Source organism: Limosilactobacillus vaginalis (assembly GCF_025311515.1).
Taxonomy (GTDB): Bacteria; Bacillota; Bacilli; order Lactobacillales; family Lactobacillaceae; genus Limosilactobacillus; species Limosilactobacillus vaginalis.
Genome location: NZ_CP104399.1, coordinates 159,475 through 175,815 on the forward strand (window position 1 = coordinate 159,475; position 16,341 = coordinate 175,815).

The 16,341-nt window shown below is 42.7% G+C and carries 11 protein-coding genes, 2 rRNA genes and 1 pseudogene; 11 read left to right on the top strand and 3 right to left on the bottom strand.

The features are described from left to right. Window positions 1-1,425, top strand: coding sequence for an o-succinylbenzoate--CoA ligase (locus N4627_RS00710; RefSeq protein WP_260964814.1), 1,425 nt, complete (start codon window positions 1-3; stop codon window positions 1,423-1,425). Between the two features lie 220 nt (window positions 1,426-1,645). On the opposite strand, the gene N4627_RS00715 is transcribed toward N4627_RS00710, so the two are convergent. After that, window positions 1,646-2,737, bottom strand: coding sequence for an FRG domain-containing protein (locus N4627_RS00715; protein WP_003717940.1), 1,092 nt, complete (start codon window positions 2,735-2,737; stop codon window positions 1,646-1,648). 165 nt (window positions 2,738-2,902) lie between these two features. Here N4627_RS00715 and N4627_RS00720 point away from each other — a divergent pair, with 165 nt between their 5' ends. The 4 genes and pseudogenes from N4627_RS00720 to N4627_RS00735 all read left to right on the top strand — a co-directional run bounded on the left by N4627_RS00720 (window position 2,903) and on the right by N4627_RS00735 (window position 5,499). Then, entirely contained in the window at window positions 2,903-4,267 is a 1,365-nt protein-coding gene (locus N4627_RS00720; RefSeq protein ID WP_240411039.1) for an APC family permease, read from the top strand. 71 nt (window positions 4,268-4,338) lie between these two features. Further along, window positions 4,339-4,443 (top strand): annotated as a pseudogene (locus N4627_RS00725) (SDR family NAD(P)-dependent oxidoreductase); the annotation flags it as partial. A 187-nt stretch (window positions 4,444-4,630) separates the two neighbouring features. After that, window positions 4,631-5,068 carry an OsmC family protein gene (locus tag N4627_RS00730; RefSeq protein ID WP_003717938.1) on the top strand — a complete coding sequence of 146 codons (438 nt, stop codon included), beginning with the start codon at window positions 4,631-4,633 and terminating at the stop codon, window positions 5,066-5,068. Window positions 5,069-5,085: 17 nt separating this feature from the next. Beyond that, complete coding sequence (locus tag N4627_RS00735; protein WP_003717937.1) at window positions 5,086-5,499, top strand: OsmC family protein; 414 nt, start codon at window positions 5,086-5,088, stop codon at window positions 5,497-5,499. 67 nt (window positions 5,500-5,566) lie between these two features. Here N4627_RS00735 and N4627_RS00740 read toward each other — a convergent pair whose 3' ends face one another. Continuing rightward, window positions 5,567-5,842 carry a hypothetical protein gene (locus N4627_RS00740; RefSeq protein WP_003717936.1) on the bottom strand — a complete coding sequence of 92 codons (276 nt, stop codon included), beginning with the start codon at window positions 5,840-5,842 and terminating at the stop codon, window positions 5,567-5,569. 206 nt (window positions 5,843-6,048) lie between these two features. On the opposite strand from N4627_RS00740, the gene N4627_RS00745 reads away from it, so the two are divergent. The 4 genes from N4627_RS00745 (at window position 6,049) to N4627_RS00760 (ending at window position 10,087) form a co-directional block, all read left to right on the top strand. Next, complete coding sequence (locus tag N4627_RS00745) at window positions 6,049-7,017, top strand: DUF3114 domain-containing protein (RefSeq protein ID WP_260964815.1); 969 nt, start codon at window positions 6,049-6,051, stop codon at window positions 7,015-7,017. 83 nt (window positions 7,018-7,100) lie between these two features. After that, a complete protein-coding gene (locus N4627_RS00750) occupies window positions 7,101-8,144 on the top strand; it encodes a hypothetical protein (RefSeq protein WP_098045433.1) in 1,044 nt (347 codons plus the stop codon). Window positions 8,145-8,267: 123 nt separating this feature from the next. Further along, complete coding sequence (locus tag N4627_RS00755) at window positions 8,268-9,806, top strand: multicopper oxidase family protein (protein ID WP_260964816.1); 1,539 nt, start codon at window positions 8,268-8,270, stop codon at window positions 9,804-9,806. A gap of 71 nt (window positions 9,807-9,877) precedes the next feature. Beyond that, window positions 9,878-10,087, top strand: a complete 210-nt coding sequence (locus N4627_RS00760) for a hypothetical protein (RefSeq protein ID WP_003717932.1) — start codon at window positions 9,878-9,880, stop codon at window positions 10,085-10,087. 74 nt (window positions 10,088-10,161) lie between these two features. On the opposite strand, the gene N4627_RS00765 is transcribed toward N4627_RS00760, so the two are convergent. Continuing rightward, window positions 10,162-11,001, bottom strand: coding sequence for a metallophosphoesterase (locus tag N4627_RS00765; RefSeq protein WP_164476896.1), 840 nt, complete (start codon window positions 10,999-11,001; stop codon window positions 10,162-10,164). A 597-nt stretch (window positions 11,002-11,598) separates the two neighbouring features. Here N4627_RS00765 and N4627_RS00770 point away from each other — a divergent pair. Both N4627_RS00770 and N4627_RS00775 read left to right on the top strand, forming a co-directional pair. Beyond that, a 16S ribosomal RNA gene (locus N4627_RS00770) occupies window positions 11,599-13,173 on the top strand. 203 nt (window positions 13,174-13,376) lie between these two features. Then, window positions 13,377-16,298, top strand: a 23S ribosomal RNA gene (locus tag N4627_RS00775). Together the 16S and 23S rRNA genes form the textbook arrangement of a ribosomal RNA operon. Window positions 16,299-16,341 lie beyond the last annotated feature (43 nt).

The window sequence follows — 16,341 nt, forward strand, 5'->3', positions numbered from 1 at the left end:
ATGAAAACGCAAAATTGGTTGCTTAAACAATCGAGTACTCAACCCGATAAGGTAGCAATTACCGATGGACAAAAACAATTAACCTTTAGCGAGCTACGAGACGTTGTCGCTGCTAATATTGGGCGATTAAATCAGTTAAAGCCTGGTAAATTTGTAGGAATTTTGACAGATAATACACTGATTGGGTATGAAATAGCGATGACGGTGCTGGCGAGTGGAAGGACGATCGTTTGGTTAAATTGGCGACTGGCTAAAGATGAATTGGACCGCCAAATGGCAGACAGCCGATTAACTTGTTGCTTAGTGGCTGATTCACTAGTTCGTCCTACAATGGATAAACGATTCACGAGCTTTGAACATTTCCTGCAATTACCAGCACAAGATGGTCAATTAGTTCCCGAGTTCGACTTCGGGCAAGTTGCCAGCATTATGTATACGTCTGGAACGACTGGGAATCCTAAAGGGGTTTTACAAACATTTGGCAATCACTTTTATTCAGCGGTTTCGTCTGCACTTAATTTGGGCTTAGGATCAAATGATGAATGGCTCTGTGTAGCTCCGATTTTTCATATAAGTGGCTTTTCAATTTTAATGCGGGGATTAATCTACGGTATTACCGTGCGTCTAGCTAAAAAGTTTTCCGAAGCGACAATTGAAAAAATTCTAGTAAACGAACCAGTAACGATCATGTCAGTTGTACCATTTATGCTGCAAAAACTGCTTGAACAGCGTAAAAATAGTCAATGTCATTATAACAAGTATTTTCGTTGTATGTTACTTGGTGGAGGAACAACTGATATGGCAACGTTAAAGCAATGTGCTAAGCTTCAAATTCCTGTTGTTCAGTGTTATGGAATGACGGAGACCTGTTCACAAATTGTTGCGTTGCGAGCACAGGATGCGTTAAGAAAACTTGGTTCTGTTGGGCAACCACTTTTTATGAATCAGATACGGTTAGCACCAGAAAATAACGAAATTCTTCTAAAATCACCTGCGTTAACTCCTGGTTATCTTAACCAGCCAGGAAGATTAGAGTGTAAAATGACGGCTGGCTGGTATCATACTGGTGATGTTGGTCGCTTGGATAATGAAGGTTATCTTTATGTTGACGGTCGGTTAGACGAGATGTTCATTTCAGGCGGAGAAAATATTTTTCCCCAAGAAGTCGAGCAGGTTTATCAACAATATCCAGGAATTAAGCAAGTTGCGGTTGTAGGTCAAAATGATCCTAAGTGGGGTGCAGTACCAGTCGCGTTTATTGTTACTGATAGTGAACCAGATATTGAGGATCTAATTCACTTTGGCTATCAGCACCTGGCTCATTTTAAGGTTCCGCGGCGCTACATTCGAGTTGCAAAGTTACCAACGAATGCTAGTGGGAAAATAAAACATTATTTATTACGACAACGAGTTAATAAAAAATAGTTGTTTTTCAACTAGTATGGATGAATAGATAGCAATGCCACTCACAAGAATGTGGGTGGTATCTTTTTTATACAAATAGATAATCAGTAAAGCGTATACCTAAAGTAAGTAGGAGCACGACCAAAAATTGATAATGGCAATTCAGTCACATTGCCAATTTAAAAACCTAAGCTTATCCACGATAACTAATTTCATTGTGGACTAAGCTTAGGTTCTTCTTTTAAAGGCCAAGGTACTTTGCCTTAATCATTTCTGCTTTTTTAGCGTGATCTTCGGGATAGATGAAGCTGTAATCAATCCCTAATTTAGCTAACTCATCAAGAATTGAGCGTTTATACTTTGCTGGGATGATATATTTTTCTTTTTCAGCCGGATTTTCAGCATTATAGAGACTAAGAATGTCGATTGCTAACTGGGCACGACGTTCGACTTCTGAATAATCAATATTAATTGTTGGATCATATTCTTCACCAATAAAGGGAACGAAGAGGAAAAGGCCTTGTTGGTTTTCCATTCGCCGACTCATCCGTTTAATTGTTACGATTTTGGGGACAATTAATTCTAGGGGATTCAACTTGTTGGCAAAGCTTGGAATATCCCGCTTGGCTTCTTCAAACAATCGCAGGAATGGTAAAGTTTGCAGATCACGCTTGAATTCCGCAAAGTAATCAGAATCTTGATCATCAAAGTAACTGTCATAACTATGGCTCCATAGTTTGTGCTGCTGTCCAATGTAATCATTATCTAGTTTGTAGAAATTCTTAATTGATTGGAAAAAGGCGGCTTTATCAGCTAACGATTGTCGAGCGAGAGAAGATTCAAGCTGCATTTCATTACTAAAGGCGTTTTTCTTAAAGTAATTGTGGCTGGTTAGCTTATTCTTGCTTTTATATTCGGCAATTAGATTTTGCCATCCCCGCTGTTCCAACATTTCAGCCAGCTTATCAGGGTTAGGTTCATCCTTATAAACATAAACTTCACCATTTCCTTGTCCGCCCTTTACTGCAAAGAACAGGGCAATTAAGGGATTTGAACTGACATCTAATAACCTGGTAGGGAGATGGTAGTGTTCCATTAAGGCTAACCGTTCAAAATTAGTTCGGCATTTTTCAAAAAGCTGGGGATCCGTCATCAAGAAGTCATTGAATAGGTTATCCTCGTTGTCAAGAAGCTTTCGGCTCCGAAAAATGGCTGGCAGGGTATTGCAAAATGCGTCATCTTGCCCACGAAAATAATAGTTATGGTGCTTATTATTAATTAACTTTTCAATTTCTTCAATATAATTAGAAACAGTCTGGATATTGTGGATCACTAGGCTAACCTCCCTTGTATCCTTAAAAGACTCATTTAAGCAAATTTTAGTCTAGCTTAGTAAGAAATACCAGTGGGAGTTTAGAATGTCAGGGGATGAGTTACCATTTCCTAAAAAAACGACTACAATATAAATTAAGTTATTTTTTAGTTATGAGGGGTTACTATCGCTAGTCAAAAGTCAATTCCTAAAAAACTTTCATTTATTTCAATTTACTTTTTAGGAATTAATGGGGTCATTGGTTCAGGAACATTCTTACTTCCGTCAGTGATTTATCGTTACATGAACTTATCGGCAGTCGTAGTTCTTCTTTGTACTGCTGTTACGGTGTCTTTAATTGCTTTGTGTTATGCCGATATGTCAAGTCGGTTTACCGGATCTGGAGCAGCGTGGCTATATTCTTACCATGCCTTTGGTCGCTTTACGGGTTATGAATTAGGGATCTTTACCTGGTTCTTGGGGTGTTGCACACTTTCGGCAGAAATTGTTGCATTATTAACAACTCTCAAAAGTTTCTTACCAATATTTAAGAACCCCGTTGCTTACGGTATCGGGGCAGTTGGTTTAATTCTTCTTTTTGCCCTGATTAACTTCTACGGTCGAAGTATTGTGAAGGTGGTCAATAACGTTTCGGCAGCTGCCAAGATCTTGACACTGATTATCTTTATCGTGGTTGGGGTGTTCTTTATTCACAAGGCTAACTTTACGCCAATAATTCCCCAGGCAGCACTTAAAGGACCCATGCCGTTCTTCCACCATTTTGGAGAAGCGTTCACACCAATTTTCTACTTATTTACTGGCTTCTCCTTCTTGCCAATTGCTGCTCAGCAGATGAATAATCCTGAGAAAAACATTCCTCGGGTACTGATCGCCGTAATGGTTAGTGTTACGATTTTGGATGCTCTGATGATGGCGGTTGCTGTTGGCCTTGCTGGGACAAAGTTAGGCGGTTATTCAACCCCATTAGCAAATGCCCTTGGGACCGCAATTGGTAAGTGGGGCTATTCAATTATTATCTTTGGGATGCTAGTAAGTATCTTTGGAGTGGCTTTTTCCGCTTCATTTAACACCCCGTCGTTAATTGCGTCACTGGCTAATGAGCATGGGATGTTACCAAAATTTGTTGGAAAAAAGAATCGTCACGATGCACCGTGGGTTGGAATTGTGCTTACTTCGGTTCTTTCAGCACTATTTTCGACTCAGAGTTACCTCTTTTTGGTTAGCTGTACGGTTTTGGCTTCGTTTATTCAGTATGTTCCAACGATTCTTGCCGTTGTTAAATTTGAACATACTAATCAGTACCCGACACACGGGTTTAAACTACCTGGAAAGTATCTAATTCCCGGGTTGGCATTACTGGTTTCATGCTACATGGTCACTAACTTTACATCGAAGACCCTGCTGCTGGGAACAGTGATTGCAGTTCTTGCGGCAGTGGCTTACTTCTTTATTAAGGGAGACCGGAAATATGAAGAAAAGCATGAAAAATGGCTGAAAGAACTTCAGGCTGAAGGGCAAAAATTGAAGTGAAACTAATTAAAACATTTTTCAATAGTAATTTTGCTTGTAAAAAGTAAGCAATAAGATATAATTAATCAATACAAGAAGTTGGTCGCTTTACCGCTTTTGTTGCTAGTCCGTATTCATCTTCCTTCTCTGGTGAAGCATTGCGACTAGATGGCGGATTAGTCCCAACTATTTTCTAAAACAATAATGAGTGGTATTAAAAAGATTCGTGATTGGTTTTAACCAGTTACGAATCTTTTTTGGTAGTTCAATTAATACTTGTTCCTTTTCTCAAGAATTCTTTAGTTCCTCAACAGTTTTTGAAAACGTTTTTCAAAAGGAGGAAGAAACCTATGATAAAGGTAACAAACTAAGGGAGGGTAATCAATGGAATACTATAACGCAACTGCACGGAAAACTAAGCAGGGACTTCAAGTAGATACTCATTCTCATGGTGTACATTATTTAATTGATGAACCTAAAAATGCTGGTGGAACTAATACGGGGATGAACCCGGTTGAATTAGAACTTAGTACTTTGGGTGCTTCTTTGCAAGCTACCGCAAAGCAACTAGCTGCAGATGAAGGATTTCAATACGACCAAATGGTAATCGATCTTGAAGGGGATCTCGATCCTCGTGGGTTTATGGGGAATCCAGATGTGCGGAATGGCCTTCAAGAAATTCGAATTAACTATCAGGTTAAGACTACTGCTTCTGCGGAAGAGTGCGCAAAATTTATGCAACAGGTTGAACAGCAATCACCGATTATGGATAACTTGCGTAATGGAGTCAAAATAGTTGTTGGACAAGTGACTACAAAGTAGAAAGCTGGTGGAAAGCGATGACAACGTATAAGGCAAGTGTTACTAGTACTGGAGAAGCAAATGTTTACCAAGCACAAGTTCGTGATTTCAAAATTAAGTATGACTTAACAGGAAGAAAAAACGGGTATAAAGAAGGATTAGATCCTAAAGAAGCATTGTTATGTGCCCTTGGTGCTTGTGAGTCAATTGTTGCTGGGTCGTTTTATCGAAAGCAGCATTTTACATACCGTTCCTTCTACTTGGTATTAAACGGGACTATTAATGATGATCGTCCAGGATTCGATGAGATAAAAATGGATGCTCATTTTGATACAGATGAGTCGAAAGAAAGTACAGAAAAGTTTGTAGAATTTATGGAGAATACCTGTCCAGTTCGTGATAATTTAGTAAATACCGTTCCAATTAAGAGTCAAGTAACGATTATTAAATAAGAAATAAAGAATCCAACTTTCGTTTTTTGCTGAACGTTGGATTCTTTATTTTTCTTCAATATTAAAATTAATCTTTAAAGACGTCTTCTAGCTTTCCTGATAATGAAATCTTATCAAGGCCGTTAGTTAATTCATAATGATCATCATCAACCTTGCTGTCACGGTAGCCGGCACGTGAGAAAGCAGCAACTAGCTTGGTCATGAATTTTTGCCCTGATTGAGCTGATTCGTAAATCATGTTATCAATGTACATTGGCAAATCAGGACTCTTACGAACTAGAGTAATTGAGTAAACCTGTTGGTCGGTTTTGCTAATTTCTGAAGTATTTTGCATTAGTGACATTCTAATCCCCTCCTGTAGTTAATTATACTTTATATCTTTTAATAGCCAACATAAAAGTACCAATTACTGAGAAGAAATTTAAGAAACCGAAACCGGTTAGCTAATCAAAAATACTTAATATTATTAATTATTTAAAGGAATTGGTTACATAATCTTCTTATTTTAGTGCTAAATTTAAACCACTTTAAGAAGGGACGGTGAAACTGATGACTGAAAAGCTAAATCAGTTAATAAGAATCTTAGATCTGGATATTTCACCTAAACAGCGATTAAAGATGGTGCTTGATGATGAGTTTGCTGTCTCGGTAGATCAAAATGAATTTCTCCAAATTACTCCCGCTTATTTAGGATTAAAGATTTCTCCGCGATCACCGTTTTTTGTTAAATTTCGCCAACTAGTAATGGATGCTTACCCGACTTCTCGTGGATTGAAAGAAGATGAACTCGGGAGAAAACTCCACCTTTTTCGGAGTTACCTTGACTTGTTTTATTTGAATTATATTCATCAGTACCCCGGTCAAAACGATTTTCAGCGATTATTAAATTTTGCTCACAGACAAAAAATACAATTAGACTACGAGACAGCTAGTAATTATCACAACCGAACCAGAAATGGTGCCTGTTATCCTCATAATATGAAGGTTCAACTAATGCGTAATTCTTGGCGGCTTCGTAATAATCCCGCACGAATGGTTGAATTTATTATTAATATTGATCGAGGCGAGTTTATTAGTGAGTGGAATACATATAAGCTAACTGAAAATGGTGAAGTTGATAGTGATCTAACGCATTACTCAATTGAAGAGTTAGGGGAAGTTGCGAATACTGAATCGTTTAACTATGGGATTCCGCATGGCGGTTATTACGTTTACCCGCGTTTTCAACGAACCCACCAATTCTTGGATGTTCAACAGCCACGCGACAATTTGGTTCGTCAACGGGCAAAGAAAATTTATCGGGCGCCAAAGGGATATCATAACGGTGGGCAGTTTGCCGACTTAATCAAATCAGGCGGAGTTAAAGATGCGAAAGCTTGGCAGCGGATTCCGCATGATTTTCGCGCAGAAGTATATCAATCATTTGTTAAACATTTAGTAAGTTCAGGAATGCCTAATTGGGGAATCAATTATTATCTAAGCTCAACGATGCGGTATCGGCAGTACTCTGTGATTTAGGGAACAATTATCTGCCAACCAATTATGATTTATCAAAAAAAGCGTTGTATACTAATGCTAAATCTTAATTGGAGGGGTAACCAATGAAAACGCAAAGTATTAGTAAGCTGATGATTGCTGGGCTTGCATTGCTGTTAGCAGGTTGTGGTAGTCAGCAGGCCAGTCAGGTTAAGGATTCCTCTTCTTCCAGCAGTAGCAGTTTGTTGGTAGCAAAGAGTAACGAAAAGGTCAGCACTGATAATCTTTCACCACAACAAGCAGTAAGTCTGATTGCAACCTATGCCGGGAACAAGTACGGTAACGATTGGGCAAGCATGGCAAAGAAAGCCCAAAAGCAGGGCCTTCAAGTTAACCTATACCCAACCAGTAAATATAAGTTAAGCGATAATGGACAAGGAGTTGCCTATGATGTAACAGCTGGTGGCAAATCAACCGGGTTAGTTTATACCATTAATAAGGACAACACTGTTAATATTTACCAGAACGTTAAAGAGGGGAAACTCAGTCATAAACTAGCAACAATTAGTAAGCAGGACATGGCTTCATACGTTAATCGCCAGGGTCAAGCAAAGCTAGTAGGTGATTTAGCTAAGAATGCCCAAGTAATTGATAAGCAATCCGGCAGTCAATCAAGCTCAACTAGCAGCTCGACAACTACTGGTCACCAATATGGTCGTCAAGGAGTAGTTACCGTTCCAGCAGAAATGCAAGGAACTTGGTACAGCTCAGACTATGGTTCAAACAGTAAGATTACATTTGGCAAGAACACAATCGTGGGTGAAGACGGTCAGCAATACCACCTTTACAAGCAGGACCCAAACTTTCTCGCTGGGGATACTCCTAGTACCAGTGTCCAAAACGCAACCCGGTACTGGTCAAGTGCTCACTTTGTGGATGTTCACGGCTTGCACTTCCTTAATATTCGTGGTTGGTGCCAAACTGCTGGGGATGGTTCATCGTATGCAATTCATACTGAAACCGTTAACGGTAAGCAAGTCAAAGTTCTTGTGGTTGCTGAAGGAGCTGAATACTGGACATCAGGCGTTTACTACCAGAATCCACAGCTGGCTAAGCAACAAGCAGACAAGAAATTTGATGATCTTCACTACATGGAAGATGATAATTAATTAGTTTAGAAGCAATCTTCGGGACGGTTCCTGAGATTGCTTTTTTATTATTGAAATTAAAATAGTCAAGTTTGACTGGGAGAACTATAATAAGACTGAATAAAGTCATTGGAGGGATTATCGATGAGTGAACCAAAAGTGATCAATCATTATTTTTATGATGAAGCGGCATATGACTACCATGACGGTGGTTACGTCCCGCTTGAAGAACCGAAGACACCAGGAAAGCCGTTAAATATTCCGGAAATTTTGAAACCCGATCAGGAAACAGCAACTGATATGTACTACACAATCGTTGCCCAAACGGGTGAAGTCCAATTGATGCCGGGAGAAAAGACTAAGACGTGGGGATATAACGCACCGCTTTTAGGAAAAACGGTGGTATTTAAGAAGGGGAAGACAATTCACCTTCATTTGGTTAATCATTTACCAGAAGTTACCACTTTTCACTGGCATGGGTTAGCAATTCCAGGTCCAATTGAGGATGGGGGATGCCATGCACCAGTGTACCCAGGTGAAAGTCGTGACGTTGCTTTTAAGATTGACCAGCCGGCTGCCTTTGTTTGGCTCCATGCGCATCCGTGTCCATCAACCGCTGAGCAAGTCTGGCATGGGCTTGCTGCTGGAGCAATTGTTCAAGATGACCACGAAAGCAGCCTTCCATTGCCACGGAACTACGGGGTTGATGATATTCCGGTTATTTTACAAGACCGGCGATTCCATGAGAATAATCAATGGAATTACCGTGAAGACTATGATCCAGATGGTGTTGCCGGACCAACGCCAATGATTAATGGAACAATCAATCCGTACTTTGACGTTACAACACAGAAGGTTCGGTTACGGTTCTTGGATGGAGCCAACCGTCGGGAATTCCGGCTGCATTTCAGTGATGATCTTGAATTTACGCAAATTGCTGGTGATTTAAGCCTACTTCCTCATCCAGTGAAAATGACGAAGCTCCTAATTACCTGTGCAGAACGGCAAGAAATCATTGTTGATTTTGGTAAATATAAGCCAGGGGATGTCGTAACGCTTTACTCTGATGATGTTCCGCTATTACGTTTCCGGATTCATGAATTTCAGCCGGATACTACTGTACTTCCCGAAACATTATTTGAAACACCAGATCCAGCTGTTGATAAGGATCTTCCTGTTTACCATGTTACCCTTGATGGGATGGACGAAGCCGTTGCAATGAATGGCAAGAAGTTTAAGATGGACCGGATTGACTATAAGATGCCAATGGGAAAGGTTCAACTATGGGATATTTGCAACACTAATCCAGCACCGGGGATGATTCATCCTTACCACATGCACGGGACAGCATTTAAAGTTGTTTCTCGGAATGGTCACGCTCCATATCCAAATGAGTTGGGACTAAAGGATACAGTTGCCATTAATCCTGGTGAACATGTAGTTATTAAAGTTTGGTTCCATGTTTCCGGAGTCTTTATGTATCACTGCCACATTATTGAACATGAAGATGGTGGAATGATGGCCCAACTTCAGGTAATTGATCCAGCAAACCCTGATAAGAAGTATCATTTAATGAACCATATGACGTTGATGAAGGCCTTTGCTGAGGAGCGACACGTTCCAATGGATCAACTATGGCTCGGTGGAATGGATTCATACAAAAAGATGGGCGAAGAAATGTAGAAAAAAGTGTAAAAAGATCGTTCACTTTTTAAAAAGAAGACTACAATAGGGAGTGAAAGGAAGCATTAATCATGAATATTGATCAAGATGCTCTTAAGAACTTCCAAGCAAGTAAGTTCGATTTTGTAGATGCAAAGGGTAATGATGTTGACTTTAACAATCTGAGTGAAGATGTTAAGTACACCCTTCGTGATGGTGAAACTGTTGTTCAAGATGACATGACTGCTAAGGATGTTGTCGACACAATCAATGATGAATATGGAAAGACTATCAATGTCTGATCCCTATTCACAAAACAAAAGTATTAATTAAACGCCAATTTCAGGTAGCAGATCTGAAATTGGCGTTTTGAGTATTATGGGAGATTGATTACGCGGGTTGTAGTCAACCATTGATCATAGAGATTATCTTTTTGCCACTCATTAATTCGCTTATTGCTAACCCCGACTGACTGGTTTAAGTATGTTACACCGTGACGAGTGAGCGGGGGATGAATTCCGTGAAGGTGGCCGTAAAAAACGTAACGAACAATATTTGAATCTTCGAGGAGATTGCCGAGACGGTCGCTACCCATCATGGCGTTTACCATTTGATAAAAACGTTCTCTTCGGGGTGTGTTAACCTCTTTAGGCTTAGCCGCAAGCAATTCCTGGCGGGGAGCAAAGTGGGTAAGAAAAAGAACAGATTTATTATTATCCTTTGCTAAATCTAATTGATATTTGACCTGTGCAATAACCGTGGCCATTCTTTCTTGATCTGAGATTGGCTGATCAATAGAACTATCGAGCCAGTAAACGTTCTTCCACGTCTGAACCTTTTTTAATTGATCGTGATAAGTCGAAAAAGAATAATCATACCAGCCATTATTTCCAATTATTCGCCAGTCGCTATTTGGAAGATCAATAAATTGATTATGAATATAGGATGGGAAATGAGAATGTTCTGCTTCACTAAAGCTGAGATTGTTTAACATATCATGGTTGCCAAGGATATAGGCAATTCTTGTGTTTGTCGTTAATTGCTGTAATTGCTCGAAATAGGCTTTTGTTTTGGAAAAATCATTAAAAAGATCTCCAGCATATAGGTAGTAATCAAGGTGATTCGTGTTAAGCCAGTGTGCTTGAAATTCTAATGCGTCGCTGATATTTACCTTATTGACATCTAGGTGGTTATCACTACTGATTGCAATTTTAATTTCTATCATCTCCTTTCCCAATATTCAAAGTAACTTTGACTGCTATCATTACAGAATCAAATTAGAACGTCAATTTTTTAGGATTATTTTTAATTTGCTCTTGCAAAATAGGAAGGAAACCTATATAGTATTTAACTGTTGTCTTTTGAAATTAGCAAGTTCAAATTGGCTATACCAATTTAATTGCTTTAATTATATTGCTTTTTCGTTCTAAAAAATAATATGAAAAAAATATCATATTATATTGACAGATTCGTTGGGAGCAAGTATAATAATATTGCTAGTTGAGATGAATTAATGAAATTTGTTGTTGACCAGTTTTATGAAAGATGATATATTATAAAAGTTGTCTGTTGAGACTGATTGATGAATTAATTTGAAAATTATCTAAATTAATCATTGACGGCTTGAATGACATCTGATATAATTAAGTTGTTAGTCAGCGCTTATCGCTGACTAAGGTAGACCTTTGAAAACTGAACAAAGTTTCGACGAATCAAATGTGTAGGGTCTTCAATCATTACGATTTGAAGCAAAACATTTGCGAAGTCAATTCGCTTAATTAATTTGAATTAGAGCTATTCAAGTTCTTATATTTTATATGAGAGTTTGATCCTGGCTCAGGATGAACGCCGGCGGTGTGCCTAATACATGCAAGTCGAGCGCACTGGCCCAACTGATATGACGTGCTTGCACTGAATTGACGTTGGATTACCAGTGAGCGGCGGACGGGTGAGTAACACGTGGGCAACCTGCCCTGAAGCGGGGGATAACATCTGGAAACAGGTGCTAATACCGCATAACAACGAAAACCACATGGTTTTCGTTTCAAAGATGGTTTCGGCTATCACTTCAGGATGGGCCCGCGGTGCATTAGCTAGTTGGTAAGGTAACGGCTTACCAAGGCAATGATGCATAGCCGAGTTGAGAGACTGATCGGCCACAATGGAACTGAGACACGGTCCATACTCCTACGGGAGGCAGCAGTAGGGAATCTTCCACAATGGGCGCAAGCCTGATGGAGCAACACCGCGTGAGTGAAGAAGGGTTTCGGCTCGTAAAGCTCTGTTGTTGGAGAAGAACGTGCGTGAGAGTAACTGTTCACGCAGTGACGGTATCCAACTAGAAAGTCACGGCTAACTACGTGCCAGCAGCCGCGGTAATACGTAGGTGGCAAGCGTTATCCGGATTTATTGGGCGTAAAGCGAGCGCAGGCGGTTGCTTAGGTCTGATGTGAAAGCCTTCGGCTTAACCGAAGAAGGGCATCGGAAACCGGGCGACTTGAGTGCAGAAGAGGACAGTGGAACTCCATGTGTAGCGGTGGAATGCGTAGATATATGGAAGAACACCAGTGGCGAAGGCGGCTGTCTGGTCTGCAACTGACGCTGAGGCTCGAAAGCATGGGTAGCGAACAGGATTAGATACCCTGGTAGTCCATGCCGTAAACGATGAGTGCTAGGTGTTGGAGGGTTTCCGCCCTTCAGTGCCGGAGCTAACGCATTAAGCACTCCGCCTGGGGAGTACGACCGCAAGGTTGAAACTCAAAGGAATTGACGGGGGCCCGCACAAGCGGTGGAGCATGTGGTTTAATTCGAAGCTACGCGAAGAACCTTACCAGGTCTTGACATCTTGCGCTAACCTAAGAGATTAGGCGTTCCCTTCGGGGACGCAATGACAGGTGGTGCATGGTCGTCGTCAGCTCGTGTCGTGAGATGTTGGGTTAAGTCCCGCAACGAGCGCAACCCTTGTTACTAGTTGCCAGCATTCAGTTGGGCACTCTAGTGAGACTGCCGGTGACAAACCGGAGGAAGGTGGGGACGACGTCAGATCATCATGCCCCTTATGACCTGGGCTACACACGTGCTACAATGGACGGTACAACGAGTTGCGAACTCGCGAGAGTAAGCTAATCTCTTAAAGCCGTTCTCAGTTCGGACTGTAGGCTGCAACTCGCCTACACGAAGTCGGAATCGCTAGTAATCGCGGATCAGCATGCCGCGGTGAATACGTTCCCGGGCCTTGTACACACCGCCCGTCACACCATGGAAGTTTGCAATGCCCAAAGTCGGTGGCCTAACCATTTGGAGGGAACCGCCTAAGGCAGGGCAGATGACTGGGGTGAAGTCGTAACAAGGTAGCCGTAGGAGAACCTGCGGCTGGATCACCTCCTTTCTAAGGAATGAAACGGAAACCTACACATCGAAGAAACTTTGTTTAGTTTTGAGAGGTTTACTCTCAAGCTTGCACTTTGAAAACTAAATAATATCAATTTTCTTTATTAATTAACAAAACAAACCGAGAACACCGCGTTATTTTGAGTTTTTTAGAAATAATCGCTAACTCAATTAATCGGATAATCACGAAGTGATTATCAAGGTTAAGTTATGAAGGGCGCATGGTGAATGCCTTGGTACTAGGAGCCGATGAAGGACGGGACTAACACCGATATGCTTCGGGGAGCGGTAAGTACGCTTTGATCCGGAGATTTCCGAATGGGGAAACCCAACCAACTTAGTCGTTGGTTGCTTGACTAGTGAATCTATAGCTAGCAAGCGGTAGACGCAGTGAACTGAAACATCTCAGTAGCTGCAGGAAGAGAAAGAAAAATCGATTCCCTCAGTAGCGGCGAGCGAACGGGGAAGAGCCCAAACCAACGAGCTTGCTCGTTGGGGTTGTAGGACTGAACATTTGAGTTACCAAAGAGCGACGTAGTCGAAACAGTTGGGAAGCTGTGCCAGAGATGGTGAAAGCCCAGTAGACGAAACGGCACTCTCTCAGTTCAGGATCCTGAGTACGGCGGGACACGTGAAACCCCGTCGGAAGCAGCGAGGACCATCTCGCAAGGCTAAATACTCCCTAGTGACCGATAGTGAACCAGTACCGTGAGGGAAAGGTGAAAAGCACCCCGGAAGGGGAGTGAAATAGTTCCTGAAACCATGTGCCTACAAGCTGTCGGAGCCCATTAATGGGTGACGGCGTGCCTCTTGCAGAATGAACCGGCGAGTTACGATTGCATGCAAGGTTAAGGTGGAAAAACCGGAGCCGCAGCGAAAGCGAGTCTGAAATGGGCGTATGAAGTATGTAGTTGTAGACCCGAAACCAGGTGACCTACCCATGTCCAGGTTGAAGGTGCGGTAAAGCGCACTGGAGGACCGAACCCGTGTCAGTTGAAAATGGCTGGGATGAGGTGTGGGTAGCGGTGAAATTCCAAACGAACTTGGAGATAGCTGGTTCTCTCCGAAATCTCTTTAGGGGGAGCCTTGGGAATTAGAATCGTGGAGGTAGAGCTACTGTTTGAACAAGGGGCCCGTCATGGGTTACCAACTTCAGATAAACTCCGAATGCCATTGATTTATGCCCAGGAGTCACACGATGAGTGATAAGATCCACCGTGTAAAGGGGAACAGCCCAGATCACCAGTTAAGGTCCCTAAATATATGCTAAGTGGAAAAGGATGTGGAGTTGCATAGACAACTAGGATGTTGGCTCAGAAGCAGCCACCATTTAAAGAGTGCGTAATAGCTCACTAGTCGAGTGATTCTGCGCCGAAAATGTACCGGGGCTAAGCATATTACCGAAACTGTGGATGTGCACTACGTGCACGTGATAGGAGAGCGTTCTAAGGGCGGTGAAGCTAGACCGTGAGGACTGGTGGAGCGCTTAGAAGTGAGAATGCCGGTATGAGTAGCGAAAGACAGGTGAGAATCCTGTCCACCGAATGACTAAGGTTTCCTGGGGAAGGCTCGTCCTCCCAGGGTAAGTCGGGACCTAAGCCGAGGCCGAGAGGCGTAGGCGATGGATAACAGGTTGAGATTCCTGTACCAGTTAACTGCGTTTGACGATGGAGGGACGCAGGAGGCTAAGCAAACCTCACGATTGGAAGAGTGGGGCCAAGCAGTAAGTCAGGATGTGAGTCAAATGCTTACATCCGGGTTGACAAGCTGTGATGGGGAGCGAAATTACAGTAGCGAAGTTGCCGATGTCACACTGCCGAGAAAAGCTTCTAAGGAGCACGTTAACTGCCCGTACCGCAAACCGACACAGGTAGTCGAGGAGAGAATCCTAAGGTGAGCGAGTGAACTCTCGTTAAGGAACTCGGCAAAATGACCCCGTAACTTCGGGAGAAGGGGTGCTGGTCGCAAGACCAGCCGCAGTGAATAGGCCCAGGCGACTGTTTATCAAAAACACAGGTTTCTGCAAAATCGTAAGATGAAGTATAGGGGCTGACGCCTGCCCGGTGCTGGAAGGTTAAAAGGAAGGGTTAGCTTCGGCGAAGCTCTGAATTGAAGCCCCAGTAAACGGCGGCCGTAACTATAACGGTCCTAAGGTAGCGAAATTCCTTGTCGGGTAAGTTCCGACCCGCACGAAAGGCGTAACGATCTGGGCGCTGTCTCAACGAGAGACTCGGTGAAATTGAAATCCCTGTGAAGATGCAGGGTACCCGCGACAGGACGGAAAGACCCCATGGAGCTTTACTGTAGCTTGATATTGAGTGTTTGTACTGCTTGTACAGGATAGGTAGGAGCCATAGAAGTCGGAACGCTAGTTTCGACGGAGGCGTTGGTGGGATACTACCCTTGCATTATGACCACTCTAACCCGCAGCACTGAACGTGCTGGGAGACAGTGTCAGGTGGGCAGTTTGACTGGGGCGGTCGCCTCCCAAAAGGTAACGGAGGCGCCCAAAGGTTCGCTCAGAATGGTTGGAAATCATTCGCAGAGTGTAAAGGCACAAGCGAGCTTGACTGCGAGACAGACAGGTCGAGCAGGGACGAAAGTCGGGCTTAGTGATCCGGTGGTTCCGCATGGAAGGGCCATCGCTCAACGGATAAAAGCTACCCTGGGGATAACAGGCTTATCTCCCCCAAGAGTCCACATCGACGGGGAGGTTTGGCACCTCGATGTCGGCTCATCGCATCCTGGGGCTGTAGTCGGTCCCAAGGGTTGGGCTGTTCGCCCATTAAAGCGGTACGCGAGCTGGGTTCAGAACGTCGTGAGACAGTTCGGTCCCTATCCGTCGCGGGCGGAGGAAATTTGAGAGGACCTGTCCTTAGTACGAGAGGACCGGGATGGACATACCGCTGGTGTACCAGTTGTTCCGCCAGGAGCACCGCTGGGTAGCTATGTATGGACGAGATAAACGCTGAAAGCATCTAAGTGTGAAACTCGCCTCGAGATGAGATTTCCCATTCCTTCGGGAAGTAAGACCCCACAAAGATGATGTGGTAGATAGGATGGAAGTGGAAGTGCCGTGAGGCATGGAGCGGACCATTACTAATCGGTCGAGGACTTAACCAAGTTAAGCGGTAAGGTTTGGAAGAAGAGCGATATTGTTTAGTTT